23 protein-coding genes, 1 tRNA gene and 1 pseudogene are annotated in these 23065 nt (G+C 63.0%); 6 read left to right on the forward strand and 19 right to left on the reverse strand.

Going from position 1 to position 23065, the window contains the following annotated elements:
- Positions 1–4: 4 nt before the first annotated feature.
- The 7 genes and pseudogenes from B2W55_RS25920 to B2W55_RS25950 all read right to left on the reverse strand — a co-directional run bounded on the left by B2W55_RS25920 (position 5) and on the right by B2W55_RS25950 (position 6285).
- Positions 5–1255: an acetyl-CoA C-acetyltransferase gene (locus B2W55_RS25920; protein WP_024580185.1), complete on the reverse strand. Its 1251-nt coding sequence runs from the start codon at positions 1253–1255 to the stop codon at positions 5–7.
- Positions 1256–1495: 240 nt separating this feature from the next.
- Positions 1496–1759 (reverse strand): annotated as a pseudogene (locus B2W55_RS25925) (helix-turn-helix domain-containing protein); the annotation flags it as partial.
- A 566-nt stretch (positions 1760–2325) separates the two neighbouring features.
- Positions 2326–2401: transfer RNA gene (locus tag B2W55_RS25930), tRNA-Lys, on the reverse strand.
- A gap of 176 nt (positions 2402–2577) precedes the next feature.
- Positions 2578–3159, reverse strand: a complete 582-nt coding sequence (locus B2W55_RS25935) for a Spy/CpxP family protein refolding chaperone (RefSeq protein WP_024580183.1) — start codon at positions 3157–3159, stop codon at positions 2578–2580.
- Positions 3160–3320: 161 nt separating this feature from the next.
- Positions 3321–4607, reverse strand: coding sequence for a TRAP transporter large permease (locus tag B2W55_RS25940; protein ID WP_024580182.1), 1287 nt, complete (start codon positions 4605–4607; stop codon positions 3321–3323).
- Entirely contained in the window at positions 4607–5179 is a 573-nt protein-coding gene (locus tag B2W55_RS25945; protein WP_024580181.1) for a TRAP transporter small permease, read from the reverse strand. The genes B2W55_RS25940 and B2W55_RS25945 overlap by 1 nt, the downstream gene beginning before the upstream one ends.
- 101 nt (positions 5180–5280) lie before the next feature.
- Positions 5281–6285, reverse strand: a complete 1005-nt coding sequence (locus B2W55_RS25950) for a TRAP transporter substrate-binding protein (RefSeq protein ID WP_024580180.1) — start codon at positions 6283–6285, stop codon at positions 5281–5283.
- Between the two features lie 385 nt (positions 6286–6670).
- Between B2W55_RS25950 and B2W55_RS25955 the strand changes: the two genes are divergently transcribed.
- Together B2W55_RS25955 and B2W55_RS25960 are read left to right on the forward strand one after the other, a co-directional pair.
- On the forward strand, positions 6671–6859 hold the full coding sequence (locus tag B2W55_RS25955) for a hypothetical protein (RefSeq protein WP_145987250.1): 189 nt from the start codon (positions 6671–6673) through the stop codon (positions 6857–6859).
- A gap of 483 nt (positions 6860–7342) precedes the next feature.
- Positions 7343–8062: a PEPxxWA-CTERM sorting domain-containing protein gene (locus tag B2W55_RS25960; protein WP_160306747.1), complete on the forward strand. Its 720-nt coding sequence runs from the start codon at positions 7343–7345 to the stop codon at positions 8060–8062.
- 208 nt (positions 8063–8270) lie between these two features.
- Here B2W55_RS25960 and B2W55_RS25965 read toward each other — a convergent pair whose 3' ends face one another.
- Entirely contained in the window at positions 8271–10079 is a 1809-nt protein-coding gene (locus B2W55_RS25965; protein ID WP_024580178.1) for a hybrid sensor histidine kinase/response regulator, read from the reverse strand.
- A gap of 268 nt (positions 10080–10347) precedes the next feature.
- On the opposite strand from B2W55_RS25965, the gene B2W55_RS25970 reads away from it, so the two are divergent.
- The 3 genes from B2W55_RS25970 (at position 10348) to B2W55_RS25980 (ending at position 11533) form a co-directional block, all read left to right on the forward strand.
- Positions 10348–11025, forward strand: a complete 678-nt coding sequence (locus B2W55_RS25970) for a response regulator (protein WP_024580177.1) — start codon at positions 10348–10350, stop codon at positions 11023–11025.
- Positions 11026–11138: 113 nt separating this feature from the next.
- Positions 11139–11333: a hypothetical protein gene (locus B2W55_RS25975; RefSeq protein ID WP_024580176.1), complete on the forward strand. Its 195-nt coding sequence runs from the start codon at positions 11139–11141 to the stop codon at positions 11331–11333.
- On the forward strand, positions 11330–11533 hold the full coding sequence (locus tag B2W55_RS25980; protein ID WP_024580175.1) for a hypothetical protein: 204 nt from the start codon (positions 11330–11332) through the stop codon (positions 11531–11533). Before B2W55_RS25975 ends, B2W55_RS25980 begins: the two co-directional genes overlap by 4 nt.
- A gap of 8 nt (positions 11534–11541) precedes the next feature.
- Here B2W55_RS25980 and B2W55_RS25985 read toward each other — a convergent pair whose 3' ends face one another.
- From B2W55_RS25985 to B2W55_RS26035, 11 genes are all read right to left on the reverse strand, one after another.
- Entirely contained in the window at positions 11542–11748 is a 207-nt protein-coding gene (locus tag B2W55_RS25985; protein WP_145987251.1) for a hypothetical protein, read from the reverse strand.
- A gap of 118 nt (positions 11749–11866) precedes the next feature.
- A complete protein-coding gene (locus B2W55_RS25990; RefSeq protein ID WP_024580174.1) occupies positions 11867–13426 on the reverse strand; it encodes a 2-isopropylmalate synthase in 1560 nt (519 codons plus the stop codon).
- A gap of 361 nt (positions 13427–13787) precedes the next feature.
- Positions 13788–14663 (reverse strand): type II CAAX endopeptidase family protein, encoded by an 876-nt coding sequence (locus tag B2W55_RS25995; RefSeq protein WP_024580173.1) that lies wholly within the window; start codon positions 14661–14663, stop codon positions 13788–13790.
- A 79-nt stretch (positions 14664–14742) separates the two neighbouring features.
- Positions 14743–15672, reverse strand: a complete 930-nt coding sequence (locus tag B2W55_RS26000) for a polyphosphate kinase 2 family protein (RefSeq protein ID WP_024580172.1) — start codon at positions 15670–15672, stop codon at positions 14743–14745.
- The gene (locus B2W55_RS26005; protein ID WP_024580171.1) at positions 15638–16648 is read right to left on the reverse strand and encodes a branched-chain amino acid ABC transporter permease; all 1011 of its coding nucleotides are present in this window, start codon (positions 16646–16648) and stop codon (positions 15638–15640) included. The genes B2W55_RS26000 and B2W55_RS26005 overlap by 35 nt, the downstream gene beginning before the upstream one ends.
- Complete coding sequence (locus B2W55_RS26010) at positions 16645–17526, reverse strand: branched-chain amino acid ABC transporter permease (RefSeq protein ID WP_024580170.1); 882 nt, start codon at positions 17524–17526, stop codon at positions 16645–16647. Before B2W55_RS26010 ends, B2W55_RS26005 begins: the two co-directional genes overlap by 4 nt.
- Positions 17527–17717: 191 nt before the next feature.
- Positions 17718–18422, reverse strand: coding sequence for an ABC transporter ATP-binding protein (locus B2W55_RS26015; RefSeq protein WP_024580169.1), 705 nt, complete (start codon positions 18420–18422; stop codon positions 17718–17720).
- A gap of 5 nt (positions 18423–18427) precedes the next feature.
- Positions 18428–19201, reverse strand: coding sequence for an ABC transporter ATP-binding protein (locus B2W55_RS26020; RefSeq protein ID WP_024580168.1), 774 nt, complete (start codon positions 19199–19201; stop codon positions 18428–18430).
- Between the two features lie 280 nt (positions 19202–19481).
- Positions 19482–20510 carry an SGNH/GDSL hydrolase family protein gene (locus tag B2W55_RS26025; protein WP_080891109.1) on the reverse strand — a complete coding sequence of 343 codons (1029 nt, stop codon included), beginning with the start codon at positions 20508–20510 and terminating at the stop codon, positions 19482–19484.
- A 97-nt stretch (positions 20511–20607) separates the two neighbouring features.
- Positions 20608–21309, reverse strand: a complete 702-nt coding sequence (locus B2W55_RS26030) for a hypothetical protein (RefSeq protein WP_024580166.1) — start codon at positions 21307–21309, stop codon at positions 20608–20610.
- Between the two features lie 58 nt (positions 21310–21367).
- Positions 21368–22393, reverse strand: coding sequence for an ABC transporter substrate-binding protein (locus B2W55_RS26035; RefSeq protein WP_024580165.1), 1026 nt, complete (start codon positions 22391–22393; stop codon positions 21368–21370).
- A 157-nt stretch (positions 22394–22550) separates the two neighbouring features.
- Between B2W55_RS26035 and B2W55_RS26040 the strand changes: the two genes are divergently transcribed.
- Positions 22551–23000 (forward strand): cupin domain-containing protein, encoded by a 450-nt coding sequence (locus B2W55_RS26040; RefSeq protein ID WP_024580164.1) that lies wholly within the window; start codon positions 22551–22553, stop codon positions 22998–23000.
- Positions 23001–23065: the final 65 nt, after the last annotated feature.

The following is a 23065-nucleotide window of genomic DNA, read 5'->3' on the forward strand; positions in this document are numbered from 1 at the left end:
GCGATCAGAGGCGTTCGATGATGATGGCGGGCGCCATGCCGCCGGCGGCGCACATGGTGACCAGACCATAACGACCGCCGCTGCGCTCGAGCTCGTCGAGCGCGGTGCCGATCAGGATCGATCCGGTCGCGCCGATCGGATGGCCAAGCGCGATCGAGCCGCCGTTGATGTTGACCTTCTCGCGATTGAGGTCGAGGTCGCGGATGAACTTCTCGGCGACGACCGCGAACGCCTCGTTGATCTCCCAGACATCGATGTCGTTCTTGGTCAGGCCGGCCTTGGCGAGAACCTTCTTGGCTGCCGGGACCGGCGCGTTGAGCATCAGCGTCGGGTCATCACCCTGGTTGGCATAGGCCACGATCCGGCCGCGCGGCTTGAGGCCGTGCTTCTCGGCATAGTCCTTCGACGTGATCAGCACCGCGGCGGCGCCGTCCACCACGCCCGAGCTGTTGCCGGCATGATGCACGCCCTTCCACTCGAGGCCCGGATAGCGGCGCTGGATCTGCTTCTTGAAGGTCGTGCCGTTGCCGAGATCGAAATCGGCAAGCTGCTCGAAGCTGGGCTTCAGCGAAGCCAGGCCTTCGGCGGTGGTCTCGGGACGCGGAAATTCCTCACGGCCGAGGGCCACGCTGCCGTCGTCGTTGAGGACCGGGATCACCGACTTGGCGAAGCGGCCTTCGTCGATCGCCCGCTTGGCGCGCTGCTGGCTGGTCAGTGCCAGGGCATCGCAGGCCTCGCGGCTGATCCCCTCGCGCGTCGCGATCGCGTCGCCGCACACGCCCTGGTGGGACTGCGGATGAATCTCGTCGAGCGCCGGATTGCCGGACCCCATCATCCGCGCCGGCTGACCCGCCTTGGAGCGCTCGGCGGCGAGGGTCTGCTGATAGCTCATCATCTCGGTGCCACCGGCGATGACGCAATCTTCCATCCCCGACATGACAGAGGCTGCCGCGAGGTTCACCGAGGTGATGCCGCCGCCACAGAACCGATCCAGTGTCGTACCGCTGGCATTGATGTCGTAGCCGGCCGCGAGCGCCGACATGCGGCCGAGATCGCCGCCCTGCTTGCCTTCCTGGGTCGAGGTCGACCAGATGATGTCGTCGACGGTCGACGTATCGAGCTTGTTGCGCTCCTTGAGCGCGCCGAGCACGGTTGCTGCCAGCTGCTGCGGGTGCAGGTGCGACAGTGCGCCCTTGCCGGGCTTGCCGATGCCACGCGGCGTGCGGACGGCGTCGATGATGTATGCTTCGGGCATGCGTTTCCCCTTCGTTTCAGATGTTTTGCTCAGATTGACTCGTTCCGACCTCCCGACCATTCCGGTGCGCGTACCGCTTCGGAATGAGATAGGTCGTCAGCGGTGTGGCGTCACCGAAAGCGGCTCGGCAATCGAGTTGCGCTGATCTTCGAAATACTCGAAGCGCGGCACCGTGCGGCGTTCCCGCTCATCGGCACAGGCGGGCTTGTCAGCCCCTTGCGCAAACAACGGAGCGCCAGGCGCCGCAGCATGAGGGCCGAGCGCATACTTCTGCTCTTGCGGCAGGTAGATCAATTGGCCGATCTGGGTGAGGGTCAGCGTGAGACGGGAGACCGTCGAACGGGGAAGACCGCAGCGATCGGCGATCTCGCGATTGCCCAGGCGAATGCTTCGGCCTTCGAAGCAACGCACGATGTCGAATGCGCGCGATACCACCTGGATCACGCGCCGGTTGTCCGTGCCGTCGGTGTCTTGCGCCATCAGTACTTCAGATCGACGTCCCATCGTTTACGCCTCACTCCTCATGTTCGTACGGGTGAATGAAGTCCGCCCGGGTTCGGGCGTGACGCGCCGATCCGCGACGTCACGGTCGCGTGCGCGACGTGATGCGGCGAACGCGCCAGCGGATCTGCATAGAGGATCTGACCACAAGCGCCCTGGCATCCAGCCCAGAAGCCGCGAGCGCGGAGCAAGCAGCTTCGGATATCGATGGCCGACCGGCATCAGGCGGATTCTTTCCCTAGGGTTTCAGACCTTAATTAATTGATTAATTAGTCAGGTGCTTAAAGTGGGCGCTGCACCCTGTCAACTGCGGTTGCCGCAGGGCGCCCCGCGCGGATCGCACCTCGCTCACACCGCCCGGACCCATTCGTCGGAAATAGTGGCTACCGCGGCGTCGCGACGCGATCGAACGGAAGCGCGCCGCCGGCGTGGCGAGACAAGCGTGCAGGCAGATGCGATCGGAGATCAGCAGATTTTCGTGAGAAGCAAACCAGGCAACCGGAGTGTCTGAAGCAACGCGACAGACGGCCGGGATGGCCTTACGAGGGCAAACCTAAGCTATGAAAGCTTGGTGGGCGCACCAGGGCTCGAACCTGGGACCCGCTGATTAAGAGTCAGCTGCTCTACCAACTGAGCTATGCGCCCGGAACTTGTCCGGAAATGACCCTCGCAAGAGAGGCCGTCGTTTAGCAAAGCGATTCCGCGATGTCCAGCAAGCTGGCGCAAGTTTTCCCGACTTTTACGCGCCCTCCCGACAGCCGAAAGGCCGCCGGATTCCGGCGGCCTTTCATGAGCTTGGCGAAAGCGCCGGGGCGCGGCGCTCAGAGCCGACCGGAGCGTTCCTGATCCGGCCCGTCGTCGCGGTCGAAATGACGGTCGCGGCCGCCGCGCTCCCAGCGGTCCATGCCGCGCTCGAGGCGGTGACGGCGCCAGCCCTCGGCGCCGAAGCCGCGGCCTTCCATGTGGGTGAGCATGGTCAGGCGCCGCTTCTGGTTGTCGTCGAGCGTCTTGTAGAGCGGGTCGGCAGCATCGGCGATCTTCTTCAGCGAGGCCGAGGTCGCCGCCATGTTGTCGGCGCGTTCGCGCAGGCGCGCCACAGGATCATCCGGCTTCTGCGCCTTGTCGCCATCGGCCTTCTCGGCGGCCATCCGCGCATTGGCGCGATCCATCCGCATCTTGGCGAAGTCGCGCACCGCGGTCTCGACCGGTGGCCACAGCTTCTCCTGATCGGCGCTGAGCTTCAGCCCGGCGTGAACGGCAGCGATCCGCGCGTCGAGGAAAGCGGCCCGATCTTCGGGGCTCATCCGCGTATGGCTGTGGAACCAGGGACGATGCTGGGCATACACCGCGGTCGAACCGGCAATCGTGAGCGCCGCGATACCGGCGAGCAGAACTTTCTTCATGCGATCCTCCTTCAAGGGTTGCCCAAGGATGATGCGCCCGGCCGCGGCCTTCAACTTACCGATTTGACAGAGAGACCTCTCTTACCAAGATGTAATCCGGCTCATTTCGCGCCGGAAATAATCAAAGCGCGAGATCGCGCTTTGATTGCTTGTTGTTTGCGTTAGTTGATCATCCCGAGCACGCGCGGCAGCCACAGCGAGATCTCCGGCACGTAGGTGATCAGGCCGAGGAACACCAGCATCGCGCACAGCCACGGCAACACCGAGATCGTGATCTCGGAGATGCCCATCTTGGCGATACTGCTCGCGATGTAGAGGTTTAGGCCGACAGGCGGATGGCACAGCCCGACCTCGGTGTTGACGATCATCAGGATGCCGAGATGGACCGGGTTCACGCCGAGCTTGGTCGCCAGCGGATACAGGATCGGCGCCATGATCAATAGGATCGAGGACGGATCCATCACGTTGCCGGCGAGCAGCAGGATGACGTTGACGACGAGCAGGAACATCCACACCGAGAAGTTCTTGTCGATGATCCAGGCCGCCATCTCCTGCGGGATCTGCTCGTGCGTCATCAGGAACGAGAACAGCACCGCGTTGGTGATGATGTAGAGCAGCATCGAGCTCATGCTCGCCGCCTGCAGCAGCACCTTCGGCACCTCGGAGAGCTTCAGCTCCTTGTAGACGAACACGGTGATGAAGAAGGCGTAGGTCGCGGCGACCGCGGCGGCTTCGGTCGGCGTGAAGACGCCGCCATAGATGCCGCCGAGCACGATCGCGATCAGCAGCAGGCCCCAGATACTTTCGCGGAACGCCTTGAACTGCTCGCCGATGGTCGCCCGCGGCATCTTCGGATAGCCGTTGCGTTGCGCCACGAAGAAGGTCACCGCGGCCAGCATCAGCGCGAGCAGGACGCCCGGCACGATGCCGGCCATGAACAGCGCGCCGATCGACGTGTTGGTGGAGACGCCGTAGAGCACCAGGATGATCGAGGGCGGCACCAGGATGCCGAGCGCGCCCGAGGTCGAGATCACGCCGACGCCGAACCGCTTCGGATAGCCGTGATCGACCATCGCCGGCATCATGATCGAGCCGATCGCGACCACGGTCGCGACGCTCGAGCCCGAGATCGCCGCGAACATCGCACAGGCCGCGACGCCGGCAAGCCCGAGGCCGCCGGGCAGATGCCCGACCAATGAGGTCGTGAACGCGATCATCCGCCGCGCGACGCCGCCGCGGGTCAGGAAGGTGCCGGCCAGGATGAAGAACGGGATCGCCATGATACCGAAATTGTCGAGGCCCGAAAACAGCTTCAGGCCGACGCTCTCGATCGGCACCTCGGTCATCGTGAACAGGAAGGTGAGCACGGTCAGGCCGAGCGAGATCGAGATCGGCATGCCCGTCAGCATCAGGGCAAACAGCAGTCCAAAAATAAGGGCGGCGCTCATCACGCTTCTCCGAGCGCGACGGGCGCGGTCTTGCTGGTCTCGACGCCGTCGACATGGGAGGCGTCATGGTGCGGCAGCTCGTCGGTCCACCAGTAATTCCAGCACACTTGCAGGAAGCGGAAGCACATCAGATAGGAGCCGAGCGGGATGCAGGCATAGACGATCCAGCTCGGGATCTCCATGTCGGGCGAGACCTGGTCGGTGTGCATCAGCTCGTAGACGAACTTGGCCCCCATGGTGCCGACGATCGCGGTGAACAGCGCACCGCCGAGCAGGCCGAACAGGATGGTGCGCTTGCGCCAATAGTCGTTGAGGCGGTTGATCAGGACGTCGACGCCGACATGGATGCCGGTGCGCACGCCATAGGCGGCGCCGAACTTCGCCATCCAGATGAACATGTAGATGCAGAGTTCCTGCGACCACGCGAGATTGATGCCGAACAGATACGGATAGAGCAAGGGAACGTCGACCAGAAAGCGGTGCACGACCGTGACGAAGGTCAGGAGCGTCGCGGCCCCCATCAGGCTCGCGATGATGATTTCCTCGAGCCGGTCCAGAATCTTCAGCAGCATAAATCTCCCCTGTCATGGCCTGATGCGGCAACCGGCCACGGCACCCAAGCCGCGGCCTCACACGGCCGCGGCGTTCGTTGTGATTGCGGTTTGGATCCGCCTTAGTTCATCGGGCTACGGCCCGTTTCCTTGAGGAATTCGTCGATCAGCGGCTGGCCGACGCGAGAGGCAACGTCCTTGTAGACCGGCATCATCGCCTTGCGCATCGCCTCGTCCTGCTCCGGCGTCAGGCTGATGATCTCGGTCTTGCCGGCCTTCTTGATCTCGGCAAGCGCGTCGTCGTTCTCCTTGGCCGACTGATTGTTGCCGAACTCGGTGGCTTCCTTCATCGCCTTGGAGAGCTCGTCGCGGATATCGCCCGGCAGGCCGTCCCAGAACTTCTTGTTCACGATCACGACATAGCCGATGTAGCCGTGATTGGTGACGGTGGCGTATTTCTGCACCTCGTGCATTTTCTGGGTGTAGATGTTCGACCAGGTGTTCTCCTGGCCGTCGACCACGCCGGTCTGCAACGCCTGGTAGACATCCGAGAACGCCATCACCTGCGGGATCGCGCCGAGCGCGCGGAACTGGGCCTCCAGCACCTTCGAGGACTGGATGCGGAATTTCAGGCCCTTGTAGTCTGACGGCGCGATCAGCTTCTTGTTGGCGCTCATCTGCTTGAAGCCGTTGTCCCAATAGGCCAGACCGGTCATGCCCTTGGAATCCAGCAGCTTGAGCAGCTTGGCGCCGAGCGGGCCGTCGGTCACCTTGCGCAGCGACTTCAGGTCGGGAAGGATGTAGGGCAGATCGAAGACCTCGAATTCCCTGATCCCGATCGGGCCGAACTTCGAATTCGACGGCGCCAGCATCTGCACCGCGCCGAGTTGCAGCGCCTCGAGCTCTTCCTTGTCCTTGTAGAGCGTCGAGTTCGGATAGACTTCGACCTTCACCTTGCCATTGGTGTACTTCTCGGCCAGTTCCTTGAACTTGTCGGCCGCCTTGCCCTTCGGCGTATCCGAGGCCACCACGTGGCTGAACTTGATGACGATCGGCGACTGTGCCGCAGCCGGCCCGACCAAGGCCAAAGCCGCGATCGACGCCGCGGCCAAAATGAATTTACGCATGTTTCCTCCCGCGTAATTGCGGGGCACGAACACCGGCCCCGAGACATCCGGTCGCACCATTACAGAGAAGCAACGACGATTGCCATTGCCCCTTTAGCAGGGGCTGAATGCGCTATTGCTGCACTGCAAAATCCGATCCGACGGTATCCGCTGCGGCTCTCGCAGCCGTCCGGTGACAGGGTGTGCGCCGGGTTTTCGGTGTCATCACCGGCGCCTGCGGTCGGTTGATCGGCGAGTGAGCCACGGCTCTTGCCACGTCGTCCGGGCGTAGGCCGGGACCCATACGCCGCAGCAGACGTTATCGGCGGGACTCGTCGTTCCGGCATCGCGCACCAATTTTCATTTGGGGTAATGGGTCCCGGCCTGCGCCGGGACGACGGTGAGTATGTTGCGCAGTTTGAGCGTCAAACCACCGCGTTCTCGCGACATGATTTGTCCGAGACGTGCTTGTCGCTGGGACGATCTTCCGGGGTTCCGGGATCCGAACGTCAAGATCACGGCCGGAGCCGTGGCAGCCGTCGTGATGACGGCCATGCTGTTCGTGATCATGTTCGCTTTGATGATCGCCGTTTGACCGCCCGTCCGGCTCCGCTCAGGGCCGCCCTGGCGTTGCTAGCGATGTCCTCCATCCGCACGCCATGCACGCGCCTTGGCCGAGATCGCCGCAGATCCGGGCGCGCTCCCGCTCGAACAAGTTCGGCCATGTCGGGTCATAGCTGGAAATGACAATCGACCCGGCTCCGTATCTCTCCACGTGCGCCCCCCTGATCGTCCTTGACTGAACCGTATCACGCGGTGGCGCGTCTCGCAGCGCGCGACGACGGCTCATGCGCCTGCGGCGTCGCTGGCGGGCGGGCAAAGCGACATCCGGCTTTCACCTGATCAGGCAGGGCGGCAAGGCCTTTTCGTTGGATGGTGCGATCGTCGACGACGAGAGTCTCATGCTCTCGGATGGTCGGCTCGGTCATCAGTCCTAGGACGATCTAGGACTGCGGTCCGATTTACTTCGAATCGAAGGAATGCGCATCTCGGGCAATTGCTTAACTGGGAGATGAAAATGAAATCAATAGTTCCCGCTCTGAGCTTGGCCACAACTGTACTTTTGGCACTGGTTGGTTCGGCTCGAGCGAATCAAGTTTCAGTCGATATCAGTGGTGACGTCAACGCCAATGTCGCCACCTATAGCGGCGGCGGAAATTACCCGCAGGGCGGCACGGCGCTGACCATCAACGGCATCAACTTCAATTTGGCAAGTTACCCCGGCACGACGAACCTGGGGGCGGTGCAACTCAGCCCGGGGGGAACAACATCGGTGACGTTCGCCGTAGATATCCCCAACGTCGGAACAATCTACACGCTGCTCAACTCGGCCTTCGGTGCATTTGGCGGCGTCGTCGGGACGATCACATTCAATGGTTCAAGCGGGTCCGATGCGTTCAATCTGACGGAAGGAACCAACATCCGGGATCATTACTGTTGCGGCGGTTACAACGGCGTTGCGACCAACCTTTACGGCACCGCCAATTTCAACACTGACCGCCTCGATGCGCAAAGCTTCGATGTTTCCAACCTTGGCACGTTGACGAGCATCGTCTTTTCCGAAAGCAATGGTGGCGCGTACGGGGAGCCATTTCTGTCGGCGATTACGGCCGATACGGCGGTGGCCTCCGCTGTCCCCGAGCCTTCGAGCTGGGCGATGATGCTGCTCGGCTTTGCAGGTATTGGCGTTATGGCCTATCGGCGCAAGCAGAGCGGACGTCGGCTTCACCTCGCCTGACCGGCGATCATCTCATCCGAAAGGCCGCCCTTGGGGGCGGCCTTTGCGCTGGCGACCGCAGCTCGAGTTTGCCGTTCGAACGTCGCACGGCAACGAGGCAATCGCATTTTCGGTTCCGATCGAAATCAGAACCGAAGCTTGTTCGTCGCGATCGATTTCGTCACACCCACAATGATGCTTTGTTCGCGGCCGCTCTTTCTGACCGACCTCACTCCACGGGCAGATACGATGATTTCGTCGACGCAAGAAGATTGCCGATCGCCGCCCGAAGCTTGCTGTTGGATACCGGTTTGTGGAGCAAGAGAAGGCCGCTGGCGGCCGCCTCCTGTAGCCGATCGGGAGCCGTATCTCCCGTGATCAGAACCGCAGGAATGATCTCGTTGTATTCCGATCGAAGCTTCTCGATCGCCTCGATGCCGTTCTCGTAGTTCCGCAGGCGATAATCGCAGATCACAAGATCCGGTTTGATCGGGCAAGCCGCGAGCAGTTGCAAGACCTCGCTGACCGAAGCTGCGGAGACAACCTCGTGTCCCCAGCCCTTTAGCAGCGCGGACATCGCCTCTCGGATCGGAAGTTCGTCGTCGATCACGACCACCAAGGCGCGAGCAAGGGCTCCGCCCGGCTCCTGAAGCGGAACTTCCAGTTCCTCCAGCAGCGTCGCGCTCGCGAGGGGGACGTCGATCCGGAAGCAGGAGCCGCGGCCCGGTTGCGACATCACGGAGAGCCTGCACTCGAGCAAGTCCGTCAGGCGGCGGACGATGGCGAGGCCAAGGCCAAGGCCCTCAGCGCGATCACGTTCTGGATTTTCCAGCTGGTAGAACTCTTCAAATATTCTTTGCTGTTGGTCGATCGGAATGCCCGGGCCGGTGTCCCAAACCTCGACCGACAACAACGAGCCGCGGCGCCGGCAACCCACCACGACACGACCGCAATCGGTGTAGCGTACGGCATTGGCGATCAGGTTGCGCATGATCCGATCACCGAAGAGAACAGGATCGGTGAAAACGCTGGCGCTGCATGCATGGAGCTTCAGCGCGATATTCTTGGTCGCTGCCAGTTCACGATAGTCGGAGCAGATCCGGCTCAGCAATGGATGGATCGGGAGGTTTTGGCGGCGAACTTCGACGACGCCGGCATCCAGTCTCGAGATCTCGAGCAGTGCGGCGAACAGACGATCAAGGGTGACCGCCGAACTTTCGATCAACGCGACCAGCCGTGTCGCCTCCGCAGGCAGTACGATACCTCGGAGTGCGCCGATCAGCAGCGAGAGGGCGTGCGCGGGCTGGCGCAGATCATGACTCGCGGCAGCCAGGAAACGGGACTTTGCCCGATTGGCTTGATCCGCCAGTTCTTTCTGTTGCCGGAATCGTTCAGCCAGCTCAATCGACCAGACCCGCAGATCGACGGCGGCCTTGAAGTTGCGGTTGACGTTAAGCGCAAGCCCGCCCATCCCAACGATGTAAATCAACATGAAGAAGGCACTGATCTGTTGAATCTGGCTGGTGTCTCCCACCTTCAGCAGCACATAAGGAAACGTGGCCGGGAAGAACAGGGCACAGAACGACGGAAGATAGGAGCTGCGCGCCGGGATCGCACCGGTAGCGACGCCGAACGTCACTGCGAGCACGAGCACCTGAATTTCGAAGAAGCCCGCTGTTGCGAGATGGACAGTGGCCCATCCCCATGTGGAGCCTTCCACGAGGCTGATCGCCGTGAAGCTCCACGCCCAGCGCCGCCAGTTTGCGGCGGACGATGAGTCGCGATGATACATCCACCGGAGAACCAGATGCGCGACGACGCATGCTGCGATGCATGTAACCCAAGCCAGGCTGGTCGCTGCGTCCGTCACGCCGAGATGGATCAGTGCCGTGACCAGAAGAACGGCCGTTGTTGCCGTAGCCAGCCCGTTGAGAACGACATTCCTGAACAGCGCGGCAACCTGCTCCGTGCGCAGAAGCGAGCGATGTTCGGGCAGAATGAAGGAGACCTCGGCTCCGGCCTGATCCGTCACGTTCATGCTGGCCTGTTCGGCATCTCGTTCAAACTCGTTCGGAACGGTTGCATGCGATATCGCCGCAGCCGAAGCATACCACGTTCTCGACGATAGAGGCCGGGGGCTGGGGCGCATTCGTGCGCCACTCGCAGCCGAACGCCGTGTTTCGCAGAGTGTCGCGGCTGCACGTCGCCAGGACAGCTTCGAGATAGACCTAGGACGTCCTAGGACCTTGTGCCCGCCACGGGCCCCTGCCTTGCCGACCAGACACATCCTGCGCCATAGTCGCGGGATGAAGATACTGGTCGTCGATGATCATCCGGTCATGCTCGAGGGGCTATCCGCGCTGCTGCGCCAGGAAGGACCGCAGACCATCATCGTGCAAGCCAGCAGCGCAACGCAGGCGCTCGCCGCCGTCGAGAGCCACCAAGACCTCGATATCGTCGTGCTGGACCTGATGATGCCAGGGGCAAGTGGATTGTCGACAATCTCTGAGATCGGTCGCGCGCGGCCCGAACTCCCCGTTGTCGTGCTCTCGTCGTCCGAGGATCCCATCGACGTCCGCAACGCCTTGTCTCAAGGTGCGCTTGGCTACGTGCCAAAATCGGCCAGCCGGACCACGCTACTCTCCGCCATTAGCCTCGTGATGAATGGTGAACTCTACATTCCACCGTTGATGCTCAACCAGATCGCGACCGCCAGGCCCGTTGCCGACCGACCGACGCCACGCGCATTGCTGACACCCCGCCAGATCGACGTTCTCCGTCGTATCGGTGAAAGCCTGCCCAACAAGACCATTGCTTATGAAATGGATCTCTCGGAGAAAACCGTCAAGGCGCACATCACTGCGATCTTCAAGGCCCTCAACGTCGTCAATCGCACACAGGCAGCCGCAGCCGGCCGAGACCTTGGCCTGATCCGGCCGACGCGAGAGGCGGACGTGGCGCGGAAGCCGATGGATCGACCGTGAACACAATCGGCACGATCCGAGCCGTGGGAATGACGGCAATCGCTTCGCTCTGCGTCGCGTCCTGCGGGCCGCGGCTCCAGTGTCGGCTGGCATCCGGAGGAGATTGGTTTCCGGTGCCGGTTTTCAGCGAAGTCTCGCAGGCGGCCGCCGCCGTGCACGGTTCGCTCGCATGCGATGTGGTGTATCGCATCGACAAGCGCGACTATGTTCTTGGCGGATGCAATCGTGATCCTGTCGGTCTCTGGCCGAAGCAAGAAGGACGTCTGCACGAGGGAACGGGACGGCGGCAGTTGATCTGCAAGGAATGAAGCCCAACAGCCAGATGATGGTCTCGATCCTTCAGGGAGCTCCCGTTGCGGTGTGGTCTTGGCCGGATACCGAGACACGGCGAGATCACGGCTGGAGCCGTGGTGGCCTCATCATGACAGCCATGCTGTTCGTGATCATATTGGCATTGATGATCGCCGTAGTCGGCGACGAATGCCGCGAACTCGATCTCGGCGAATGATCTACGCGCTACGGAATCTTTGCGCGAAGCACCCGACGCGCGTCTTCAAGTACACGGATGAGGCGATCCAGTTCCTCTGCCCCGAGGAAAACCTCGACATCTCCGTTCTTCCGCAGTGACACAGCGAGCCCCACCGCGTCTCCGCTCACGCGGACAAGTACCACCCCTTCATCGCCGCTGTCCTTGTCGATGAAACTGATTGGCGGAATATTCATGACTCACTCCCGTGGTCCGAGGCGATGAGGATAGAGCGAGTTGCCACCGCGATCTCCGCTCAAACAGAAACGCGGCGCCGAAGCGCCGCGTTTTCAACTCGCCGATCGTGCGCGCTCGTCAGCTCGCGGCCGCCGCAGGGACGTCGCGCTGGCGCTTCATCACGATCTTGTTCAGCGCGCCGAGATAGGCCTTTGCGGACGCGACCAGCGTGTCCGGATCGGCGGCACGCGCGGTCATCGAGCGGCCTTCATGCGCCAGACGCACCGAGACTTCGGCCTGAGCGTCGGTGCCTTCGGTCACCGCGTGGACCTGGTACAGCTCCAGCTTGGCCTCGTGCGGCACCAGGCGCTTGATGCAGTTGAACACGGCGTCTACCGGGCCGTTGCCCTCAGCTTCCTCGATCTTGATCTGGCCGTCGACGTCGAGCTTCATGGTCGCGCGCTGCGGGCCATGGGTACCGGCGATCACGGTCAGCGACGCCAGCTTGATGCGATCGTGGGCGGCCGCCATCTCCTGGTCGACCAGCGCCTCGATGTCCTCGTCGTAGATGTCCTTCTTGCGGTCGGCCAGCGCCTTCATCCGCGTGAACGCATCTTCCAACTGGTTCGGGCCGAGCTTGTAGCCCATCTCCTCCAGCTTGTGCACGAAGGCATGGCGGCCGGAATGCTTGCCCAGCACCAGCGAGGACTGCTTCAGGCCGACCATTTCGGGCTTCATGATCTCGTAGGTCGAGGCGTCCTTCAGCACGCCGTCCTGGTGGATGCCGCTCTCATGGGCGAAGGCGTTGCGGCCGACGATCGCCTTGTTGTACTGCACCGGGAACGAGGTCGCGGCCGACACCACCTTGGAGGCGCGGGTGAGCTGCGTGGTGTCGATCTTGTTCCAGTACGGAAACTTGTCGTTCCGCACGTTGATCGCCATCACGATCTCTTCCAACGCGGCATTGCCGGCGCGCTCGCCGATGCCGTTGACGGTGCATTCGACCTGGCGCGCACCACCCATGATGCCGGCCAGCGAATTGGCGACCGCCATGCCGAGGTCGTTGTGGCAATGCACCGAGAAGATCGCCTTGTCGGAGTTCGGCACGCGCTCGATCAGCGTCTTCATGAAGTGGGTGTATTCCTCCGGCACGGTGTAGCCGACGGTGTCGGGGATGTTCACCGTGGTGGCGCCGGCCTTGATGACGGCCTCGACGATCCGGCACAGATAGTCCATCTCGCTGCGGGTGCCGTCCTCGGCCGACCATTCGACGTCGTCGATCTGGTTGCGGGCGCGGGCGACCATCGCGACCGAGGTCTCGATCACCTGCTCGGGCGTCTTGTTCAGCTTGACCCGCATGTGCAGCGGCGAGGTCGCGATCACGGTGTGAACGCGGCCGCGGCGGGCGAACTTCACGGCCTCGGCGCAGCGGTCGATGTCGGCCGGGTGCGCGCGGGACAGGCCGGCGATGACTGAGTTCTTGGAGCGACGGGCGATCTCGCTGACCGCCTGGAAGTCGCCCTCCGAGGTGATCGGGAAGCCGGCCTCGATGACGTCGACCCCCATATCGTCCAGCAACTCGGCGACTTCGAGCTTCTCCTCGAAGGTCATGGTGGCGCCGGGGCACTGCTCGCCGTCGCGCAGGGTGGTATCGAAAATGATGACGCGGTCCTTCTCGGACTTATCAGGGGTGGCCATGTCAGAAATTCCTTTAAGCTTTGCGCCCGTCATGTTTGCTGCTTGAGCGTTTGGGCGATTATCAGGGTCCGGTGATCTCGTACAAACCCCTGAGTGCCCAGGCGCAAACGCCCAGCCGGCCCTCAGGGGCAGGTAAGAAGCAGGCCGCCAATAAGGAGGGTGGGCCGCGCGGCCGGGATCGTGGCGGTAGCCTGGGCCACCTCCCCCGAAATCCCGTCAATTTGGCCGCGAATCAGCATTGCCAGACCCTCTTGAGCGCTAAAATCCTCGGTCAAAACCATTGACGGTCGGTTGCCGGGACGCGCGCTGAGTGGGTTCGTTCTAAACGATGTTGGCAAGCGGCCGCAATGGGGAAAGATGGTCAGGTAGGCTGACCTAATGACTCACCAGTGCTCCGGGACAGCTGAAGAGAGGCAAAATCGGACGGATCAGGGCCGCGGATCTTTCGCCCCGGCCCGGTCAGCAGGATTGTCAGGATGAACAAGATCCAGTCGTTCAGAATATGCGCACCGGTCGATACCCAGATGCTCTTCGTCATGATGTACGGCAACAGCAGGACAAGACGGGTGCTCCCGATGACGGCGAGACACTGCACGACATTCCAGCCATAGGTGGGGAGGTGCGCGCCCGCGAACAGAAGCGCCGCGATCACCCACGCAGCCAAGATCGATGCCCGCCGCGAGAGGTGAAGTTTGGCGCAGAACAGCCACAACAGCGCCAGGAACGGCAGGATCGTGAAGACCTCCTCGCCGAACAGCTGCGGGATGGTCTTGAGGAAGAACAGGATCAACCCGGCAAGCGGAAGATTGGCGAGCCCGGCGAGAGCCGCATTGGGATTCGTTCCCGAAAGCGTCGTCAAGGTGAAGCCGATCAGCGCGCCGATCAGCACGTTGAGAACCGCAAATCCCACCATCCAGCCGATGTCCCGGACGCCCACGCGCCGGAACAACGCGGTCCAGTGCCTCGGCACGACGATAGCGAGCGCGATCAGGGGAACGGCAAAGAACAGAACCGCCGGAACGAATTGTCCGAAGCCTTTGGCAAACATCGGGATCGGGGTGACGAGCACAACGAACGCTGCGACCAGCATGACCATGACGAACAGCCATTGCCGGCCCGAGATCGCCGCCGGCCTGCCGTTGTAATAGGGGAAGTCGTCGCCGGGATATTCAAAGCGCTCGAACCGGCTCGCGTCCAACGGGACGAGAGACGCCACAGGTTCTGTCGTGTCGACCATCCTTACGCCTCCTCGCCTTGCAGCCTTCGAAGCCAACCGGGCGAGGCCTGCGTCACGCCTGCCGACGTGTCGGCTGCGCCTATTTCCGGCCGCCCTTGTCGGCCCCCTGCTCCGCCTCCAGCGCCTCGCGGATGCGCTTGAACTCGCTCAACTCGGCCTTGTCGACTTCGGGGAATTTCAGCTCCAGCCTGTCGAGCGCGCTCACGATGGTCGAGCCGATCACGGCGCGCGCGAACCATTTGTGGTCGGCCGGCACGATGTGCCAGGGCGCCTCCCTGGTCGCGGTATGGTGGATCATGTCCTGATAGGCGGCCTGGTACTTGGCCCACAGCGCGCGCTCGGAAATGTCGGCCATCGAGAACTTCCAGTTCTTGGCCGGCTCCTCCAGCCGGTCGAGGAAGCGCCGGCGCTGCTCATCCTTGGAGACATGCAGGAAGAACTTCAGGATCACGGTGCCGTTGCGCGACAGATAGCGCTCGATCGCGGCAATGTCCTCGAAGCGTTCGCGCCAGATGTTCTTGGTCACCAGCTTCTTCGGCAGCTTCTGCTTGGCAAGCACCTCGGGGTGCACGCGCACGATCAGGCACTCCTCGTAGTAGGAGCGGTTGAAGATGCCGATGCGGCCGCGCTCCGGCAGCGCGATCATCGCGCGCCACATGTAGTCGTGGTCGAGTTCCCGGGTCGACGGCTGCTTGAAGGAGGAGACCTCGCAACCCTGCGGATTGACGCCCTCGAACACGCTCTTGATCGCCGAATCCTTGCCGGCGGCATCCATGCCCTGGAAGATCAGGAGCAGCGACCAGCGGTCCTGGGCGTAGAGCTTCTCCTGGAAATCGTTGAGCCGCTTGCGGTTGGCCTCGATGATCTTGCCGCCGGCGTCCTTGTCGATGCCGCCCTTCTCGGCGGTCGGGTACGACTTCAGGCGAAACTCGCTGCTGCCGTCGAAGCGGAACGGTGCGACGAAGGGTTTCAGTTCATCGGCGAGCGATTGGGACGGTTTGCTGCTCATGGCCTCTCGACGGCTTGCGTGGCGATTTGATCCGGTCGATCACGCTACCAAGAATGCCCTTGGGCAGGAAGATGATGAACAGCACCAACAGCACGCCATAGACCAGATTATCCCAGCCGACCGCCTTGGTGCCGAACCAGATCCGCAGCACCTCCGCCATCACGATGGTGATGACAGCGCCGACAGTCGGGCCGAGCGCGACATAGACGCCGCCGACGATCGCAGCGAACACCATTTGCAGGGAGACTGCGATGCCGCTCACGGTATCCGGCGAGATGAACATCTGGTACTGGCAATACAGCGCGCCCGCGAGCGCGGTCATCAGCGCGCTGATCAGGGTGACCTTGAGCTTCTCGGCGGTGACGTTGACGCCGGCGGCGGCGGCCGCGTCCTCATCCTCCGAGATCGCTTCCATGGCGTGGCGGATCATGCTGCGGTCGATCGCGCGCCAGATCACGAGACCGAGCACCCAGACCGCGAGCGCGATCAGGTACCAGGTGGTCTTGTCGTCGAATTGCAGCGCCAGCAGGCCCTTGCCGCTCGGGGCGCGCTGCGGCGTGTAGCCGAGCGAGCCGCCGGTATAGTCGCGGGTCGCGGTGATGACTTGCAGCACGATGCCCGACAGCGCCAGGGTCACCAGCACGAAATAATGCCCGGTGATGCGGAAACGGAAACAGGGATAGGCGACGATCAGCGCCAGCACGCCGGCGGTTGCCATGCTCACGGGAATGCCGATCCAGGGCGAGACGCCGAGATGATTCCACAACAGCGCGGTGACATAGGCGCCGATGCCCATGAAGCCGCCATGGCCAAGCGACACCAGCCCGAAGCGGCCCATGATCGACCACGAAGTATAGGCGAACGACCAGATCAGGATCAGCACCAGGAGGTGCAGATGATAGGGATCGCGATGCACGAAAGGCAGCGCGACAAGCACCACCAGCGCGATGATCCAGCCGGCAAGCCCTCTGTTCACGAGCGCCTCGACAGCAGGCCGGCGGGCCGGATGAACATCATCACGATGAAGAAGGCGAAGGCCAGCACGTAACCCCATTCGAGATCGGAGAACAGGCCGCCGAGCGAGATGATCTCGGCGAACACGAAGGCGGCGACGAAACCGCCGATGAAATTGCCGAGGCCGCCGAGCACGCAGATCAGGAAGGTGATCGGCCCGAACGACAGGCCGACGAACGGATGCACGTCATATTGCAGCACCAGCAGGCAGGCAGCGAGGCCGGCCAGCCCGCCGCCGATCGCCGAGGTGATCAGGTAGATGCGCTTCGGGTCGACGCCCATCAACGGCATGATCTGGCGGTCCTGCGCGATGGCGCGGATCGCGGTGCCGGTGAAGGTGCGGGTCAGGAACAGGTACACTCCGATCATGCCGGCGAGCGCCGCGCCGAACGACAGCAACCGCGCATAGCTGAAATTCATCTCGCCGAGCGAGAGCACCGGCAGGCGGATGCCGAGATTCTTGAAGTCGATGCCGAAGGCAACGGTGGCGAAGCTTTGCAGGATGAACAGCACGCCGCCGGTGGCGAGCAACTGGTTGATCGGCGGCGCGGTCAGGAGCGGCGCAATGACCAGGAAATGCAGCAGAGCGCCGAGCAGTGCCACCAGCAAGATGACCAGCGGCGCGGCGGCCCAGTACGGCAGATGGAACACCTGCACGAGATAGTACATGCCGTACATCCCGATCATCACCAGCTCGGCATAGCAGATCCAGGTGACGTCGATGACGCCGAAGATCAGATTGAGCCCGAGTGCCAAGAGCGCCAGCACGCCGCCGAGCAGGATGCCGTTGATGACGGCCTCCAGCAGGTAGATATCGAAGATGTCGAGGAAGGATTGCATGGTGGATCTGCCTTAGAGCGTCGTCGTCTAGGTGAACAGGCAAAACCGTCATCCTGAGGAGCCGCGAAGCGGCGTCTCGAAGGATGCGCGGTCCCGCTGGTGGCCGTACATCCTTCGAGGCTCGCTACGCTCGCACCTCAGGATGACGGGGAAGTGTGTGAACGCGCTTGCTCGACTCACAGTCATCATCCTCATACCCCCAGATACGCCTGCTTGACGGTATCGCTGGCCGCGAGTTCCGCCGCGGACCCTGCGGCACGGATGCTGCCGGCTTCCAGCAGATAGGCGCGGTCGACCACGCGCAGCACCTGCTGCACGTTCTGCTCGACGATCAGGACCGTGAGCCCTGAGGCACGGATGCGCTTGACCAGTTCGAACACCTGCTGCACCACGACCGGCGCGAGCCCGGCCGAGGGCTCGTCGAGCAGCAGCAGTTTCGGGTTCGACATCAGCGCGCGGCCGATCGCGCACATCTGCTGCTCGCCGCCCGACATGGTGCCGGCCATCTGCTGAAGGCGCTCCTTGAGCCGCGGGAACAGCTCGAACACGAAGTCGAGCCGCTCGGCGTAATGCGCGCGGGCGCCCGGCATGTAGGCACCCATCTTCAGATTGTCCGCCACCGTGAGCCGCGGAAACAGCCGGCGGTTTTCCGGCACATGTGCAATGCCGAGGCTGACGATGCGATGCGCTGGCGTCGCGACCACGTCGCTGCCCTGCATGGTGATGGTGCCGCTGGTCGGGCGGATCAGGCCCGAGATCACCCGCATCAGCGTGGTCTTGCCGGCGCCGTTCGGGCCGATCACGCCGATCGCCTCGCCCGCTCTGACGTCGAGGCTGACGTCGAACAGCGCCTGGAAGCTGCCATAACCCGCATCGATCGATCGCAGCTCCAGCATGCCGGTCACGCTCCGATCCGACGGCGTGCTTGGGCGGCGGCCGCGGCCGCCAGGCTCGCGTCGGCATCGGTGCCGAGATAGACCTCGATCACCCTGGCATCACCGGCGATATCGGCCGGCAGGCCCTCGGCGATCTTCTCGCCATGATCGAGCACCATGACGCGGTCGACCACGCGCATCAGGACGCCCATGATGTGCTCGACCCAGATGATGGTGATGCCGAGCTCGTCGCGGATCCGGCGCAGCATGTCGGCGGCCTGATCCATCTCGGCCTCATCGAGCCCGCCGAGACTTTCATCCGCAAGCAGCAGTTTCGGCCCGGTGGCGAGCGCTTTTGCGAGTTCGAGCTTCTTCAGACCTGCCGCCCCCAGCCCCTCGACGCTGCTGCGCCGATCGGTCGGCAGGCCGACCATCGCCAACGCGCGCTCGGCCGCCGCCTCCGCCTTGCTGCGGCTGTGGCGGCTCTGGCCGTAGAAGCCGGCAAGCACGACATTCTCGAAGATGCTGAGGCGGTGAAACGGCCGCGGGATCTGGAAGGTACGGCCGATGCCGCCGACGATGATGCGGTGCGGCGCCAGCCCCGCGATCTCGCGGCCGTCGAACAGGATCGAGCCCGAGGTCGGCGGCAACGTGCCCGACAGCATGTTGAAGATCGTGCTTTTGCCCGAGCCGTTCGGGCCGATCAGGCCGAGGATCTCGCCCCGCTCGACGCGGAACGACACGTTGTTGACGGCGCGAAAGCCGCCAAACCGCTTGACCAGGCCTTCGACGGCGAGCACGGCGGGCTCCGCAGCGCGATCGATCGGCGTCTATCGGCGATGCCGGCGAGCGGCAGCAAGCCGGCGCGCAGCCTTGGTGACCCGCATGAATCCCTCCCGGAGATTGTGCACTGCGTTTCTTGTTCTCGTGCCGCCTATCACAGGAGGAGCGGCCGGTGATGTCAAGCGCGATGGCTGCGTCGCCCCGGCGCAGGCTTGATCAACGCCTCGGCTGACGGCTCGCGCGAGATCAGGCAAACCGCCGGGGCCGGAAGCAATTTCTGACGTTGAAGATATCTGATCAGGCCGCCATCAGCGTCGACTTCTGTCGGTAGACCATGAAGCCAACACCCGCAAAGCCAAGTAGCATCATCGCCCAGGTTCCGAGCTCGGGGACGGGCGATGCAATCGTGAGGAAAGCGTCGGCGATCACCAAGTGTCCTGCGGCGGTCGGATGAATGCCGTCCCAATACACGTACTTGCTGCAATCCGTACCAACGGGCGCGGCTCCACATGCATCCGTCGCATTGGTGAAACCAAATGCAGCTGGATCGAGCGCAATCTGCGTCCCAAGGCCGAAGATATCGAACATGGAGACATCGGTTTCGCCGGCCAACTGCAAACCAAGCGCGGTGTTCATGGATAGTGCGATCAGCGAGCCGAGGCCCGATGCCTGCGCACCGGCCGCTTCGACTGCGGGCGCAAGACCTATATTCGGCGTATTCCAGACGACAATGTGCTTGGCACCCGCTGCGTTGAGCTCGTTGACGATGGTTTTTATGTTGGCAGCGTAGGCTGCGGCGGTCGCCGCGATCGTCGGACCGGGATTCGTACCGGGTGGCAACGCTGCAATAGCCGCAAGCGCGTCTCGCGCATTATTGCCTCCGCCTGCGATGACGTAGAGCGCCGTTGGCGAGGCTTGATTGTTCGCGGAGGCGAGATATTGGTTCGCCTGCGTAACGAGACTGAAGGGAAAACCGCCCGGCCCCCCTCCCGGAGTCCCCGTCGTCGCGCCTCCGTAAGCGAAATCCGTCCCACCTAGTTGCGAGGGTGCTAGCGTCAGGCCCAACGAGGACGCGACGTCCGATGCCCACACCGGCCCATTGCTGTAGACGCCAGTCGCATAGGGAGCGGACGGAATGTAGCTGTTGCCGGTGACGACCTGTCCAGAGTTATTGCCGAGGACAGCCGAGTTGTTGCCATTGTCGGAAAGGCTATCGCCGAAAACCACCATTGAACTATAGGGACTTGCCGATGCAGGCACGCCAACCAGCGAGATTGCAGTGAACGCCAGGATGGGCAGAGCTTTTTTGACGAGCGCGAATCTCATGGCTGGCCTCCCGTTTGACTATTTGCTTCGTTATGTCAACAACCCATACTAGAAGATAAAACCGTTTGCCGGTCAATGCTCGACCGGGCACGCAGGCCTAATCCGGCAACTGCGTCTCGATGAACGCGGTCACGAACCGCGGCATCGCGGCAGTGAGATCGGCGCGGCTGCGGACCAGGTGGATGCCGGCGAGTTCCGGATGTTCCTGGCGCGCGAGGTTGGCCTCGATCCGCGCGCGCAACGCATCGCCGGACATGTCGACGCGCAGGATCTGCATCATCGCCAATGCCACGCCGGTGTAGATGCAGTGCCAGTCGGCGTCGGCGCGGCAATCCGACGGCGCGAGGCCGGTTTCCTCCTCCAGCTCGCGCATCACGCTGCCGGCGATGTCGACCGTCTCGCCCCTGATGTCGTCGAGGTCAGGCGTGCCGGAGGGAAAATAGATGCGCCCGGCATTGGCGGTCTGCTCGCCCATCACGCCGCACACGAAGGCACCGTCGCTTGCGAGCAGCGCGCCCATGCCAAAGCCGTTGAAGACCTCCTTGTCGGGAAAGCCCCAGTCGCGCCAGGCCAGGAAGCTCGCGAAATCGGTCTCGAAATAGCTGGCGCTGAGCCTATCGCCGGCAAACACCGGATCGCGCCCAAGCAGGACGCGGCCATTCCAGAGATGCGGCTTCAGCCGCTGCTGCTCGGCGAAATGCGCATCGATCTCGGCGCGCCGCGCGTCGGCGAACGGCCAGGGTCGCCGCACCAATGCGAGGTCGAGCGCCGTGACGCGACGAATGAGTGGAGACTCCATGGCGCTCATTTTGGCATGATCTCTTCGCAAACCGCCGCGCACTCTTGCGGATCGTGCTTTACTTGGCGCTTCCGGTCGTCTTCTTGACCTGATCGACGAACTTGTTGGTGTAGGTCTTGGTGACGTCGATGCCGGCCTTGGCGACCTCAGGCGAACCTTCGCTGAACACCGCGAGCACGGCTTCGGCGCCCTTCGGGTCCATCTTGCCGGTTTCCGAGAACATCGGGATCGTGTTCTTCAGCGCGGCGAGATAGAGCTCCTTGTTCTTGCCGACGATCTCCTCCGGCATCTTGGCCATGATGTCTTCGGCGGAGTGCGAATGGATCCAGGCCAAGGTCGCCATGATCGCATTGGTCAGCGCCTGCACTTCCTTCTCGTGGCCGTTGACCCAGGCCGCGGTCGAATACAGCGCGCCACCGGGATATTCGCCGCCGAACACCGCAAGCGTGTCGTGCTGGGTGCGGGTGTCGCTGAGGATCTTGAGGTCCTTGTGGCTGCCTTGCAGCACGGTGACGGAGGGATCGAGCATCACGGCAGCATCGATCTGGCCCTGCTCCATCGCCGCCACCGCGGTGGCGCCGAGGCCGACGCCGATCACGGCGGTGCCCGACGGATCGAGGCCGTTCTTCTTCAAGAGATATTTCAGGAAGAAGTCGGTCGAGGAGCCCGGCGCGCTGACGCCGATCTTCTTGCCGGCGAGATCCTTGATCGAATTGATCTCGCCGGTGTGCTTCGGCGAGACCACCAGCACGAGGCCGGGATAGCGGTCGTACACGACGAAGGCCTGAAGCTCCTGCTTCTTGGCGGCGAGATTGACGCAATGGTCGAAATAACCGGAGACGACGTCGGCGCTGCCGCCGAGCACGGCCTTGAGCGCGTCCGAACCGCCCTTGAGGTCGACCAGCTCGACCGCGAGCCCGGCCTTGTCATACTCGCCGAGCTGCTTGGCCAGCACGGTGGGCAAATAGCACAGGCAGGCGCCGCCCCCGACCGCGATGGTGATCTTGCTTTGCGCCGCGGCAAGGCCCGTGGACAGGGTCAGCGCCAGCAGCGTTCCGGCAAGCTTGCCAAGCAGGTTCTTCATGACATCCTCCGTTCGATTGGCCGGCAAGATAGAGGAGCAGGCGCGCCTTGAGAAGGCGACTTTCCGATAGCTGGTCAAGCCCGCGGCGACGGCATAGCATCGCCGAACACAAGACAACACCAAGAATACTTCAAACGAAACACCAAGGGAGGCCTTCATGAATCGGACCGCTACCGCCCTATCGATTGCCGCGGCGTTCGCCGCCGGCTGCGGCGTCACCCATCTGCTGCGACCGGCGCTCGCCGCGGAAACCATCACCGCGCAAGTCATCCACACCGGCGAGATGGACGGCGACAAGCTCGGCGACGCCAACAAGGCAGGCTTCCGTTCCAAGACGTTCGTTTCCGCCGACGGCGCCACCGTCTCGATCCAGGACGGCAACGTGCCGAAGCACATGCATCCGAACACCAACGAGATGCAGTTCATCCTGGAAGGCACCGGCACCGTCTGGCTCGGCGACAAGGAAGTGCCGGTGAAGCCGGGCGACCTGATCGTGATCCCGAAGGGCACGCCGCATGGCGGCACCAAGCCGAACGGTCGCCCGTTCAAGGCAATCGCGATCAAGACGCCTCCGCAGGCGCCTGACGATACCAAGCTGCTGGATTGATCGAGCCGTCCAGCCGTCATTGCGAGGAGCGAAGCGACGAAGCAATCCATCGGTCGGCATATGCC

It is taken from the genome of Bradyrhizobium sp. UBA2491, assembly GCF_002341725.1.
Lineage (GTDB): Bacteria > Pseudomonadota > Alphaproteobacteria > Rhizobiales > Xanthobacteraceae > Bradyrhizobium.

Bases quoted from the DNA above. Each gene is read 5' to 3' on its own strand.
- B2W55_RS25920 (WP_024580185.1), bottom strand. From the start codon at position 1,255: ATGCCCGAAGCATACATCATCGACGCCGTCCGCACGCCGCGTGGCATC.
- B2W55_RS25935 (WP_024580183.1), bottom strand. From the start codon at position 3,159: ATGAAGAAAGTTCTGCTCGCCGGTATCGCGGCGCTCACGATTGCCGGT.
- B2W55_RS25940 (WP_024580182.1), bottom strand. From the start codon at position 4,607: ATGAGCGCCGCCCTTATTTTTGGACTGCTGTTTGCCCTGATGCTGACG.
- B2W55_RS25945 (WP_024580181.1), bottom strand. From the start codon at position 5,179: ATGCTGCTGAAGATTCTGGACCGGCTCGAGGAAATCATCATCGCGAGC.
- B2W55_RS25950 (WP_024580180.1), bottom strand. From the start codon at position 6,285: ATGCGTAAATTCATTTTGGCCGCGGCGTCGATCGCGGCTTTGGCCTTG.
- B2W55_RS25955 (WP_145987250.1), top strand. From the start codon at position 6,671: ATGTTGCGCAGTTTGAGCGTCAAACCACCGCGTTCTCGCGACATGATT.
- B2W55_RS25960 (WP_160306747.1), top strand. From the start codon at position 7,343: ATGAAATCAATAGTTCCCGCTCTGAGCTTGGCCACAACTGTACTTTTG.
- B2W55_RS25965 (WP_024580178.1), bottom strand. From the start codon at position 10,079: ATGAACGTGACGGATCAGGCCGGAGCCGAGGTCTCCTTCATTCTGCCC.
- B2W55_RS25970 (WP_024580177.1), top strand. From the start codon at position 10,348: ATGAAGATACTGGTCGTCGATGATCATCCGGTCATGCTCGAGGGGCTA.
- B2W55_RS25980 (WP_024580175.1), top strand. From the start codon at position 11,330: ATGAAGCCCAACAGCCAGATGATGGTCTCGATCCTTCAGGGAGCTCCC.
- B2W55_RS25985 (WP_145987251.1), bottom strand. From the start codon at position 11,748: ATGAATATTCCGCCAATCAGTTTCATCGACAAGGACAGCGGCGATGAA.
- B2W55_RS25990 (WP_024580174.1), bottom strand. From the start codon at position 13,426: ATGGCCACCCCTGATAAGTCCGAGAAGGACCGCGTCATCATTTTCGAT.
- B2W55_RS25995 (WP_024580173.1), bottom strand. From the start codon at position 14,663: ATGGTCGACACGACAGAACCTGTGGCGTCTCTCGTCCCGTTGGACGCG.
- B2W55_RS26000 (WP_024580172.1), bottom strand. From the start codon at position 15,672: ATGAGCAGCAAACCGTCCCAATCGCTCGCCGATGAACTGAAACCCTTC.
- B2W55_RS26010 (WP_024580170.1), bottom strand. From the start codon at position 17,526: ATGCAATCCTTCCTCGACATCTTCGATATCTACCTGCTGGAGGCCGTC.
- B2W55_RS26015 (WP_024580169.1), bottom strand. From the start codon at position 18,422: ATGCTGGAGCTGCGATCGATCGATGCGGGTTATGGCAGCTTCCAGGCG.
- B2W55_RS26025 (WP_080891109.1), bottom strand. From the start codon at position 20,510: ATGAGATTCGCGCTCGTCAAAAAAGCTCTGCCCATCCTGGCGTTCACT.
- B2W55_RS26030 (WP_024580166.1), bottom strand. From the start codon at position 21,309: ATGGAGTCTCCACTCATTCGTCGCGTCACGGCGCTCGACCTCGCATTG.
- B2W55_RS26035 (WP_024580165.1), bottom strand. From the start codon at position 22,393: ATGAAGAACCTGCTTGGCAAGCTTGCCGGAACGCTGCTGGCGCTGACC.
- B2W55_RS26040 (WP_024580164.1), top strand. From the start codon at position 22,551: ATGAATCGGACCGCTACCGCCCTATCGATTGCCGCGGCGTTCGCCGCC.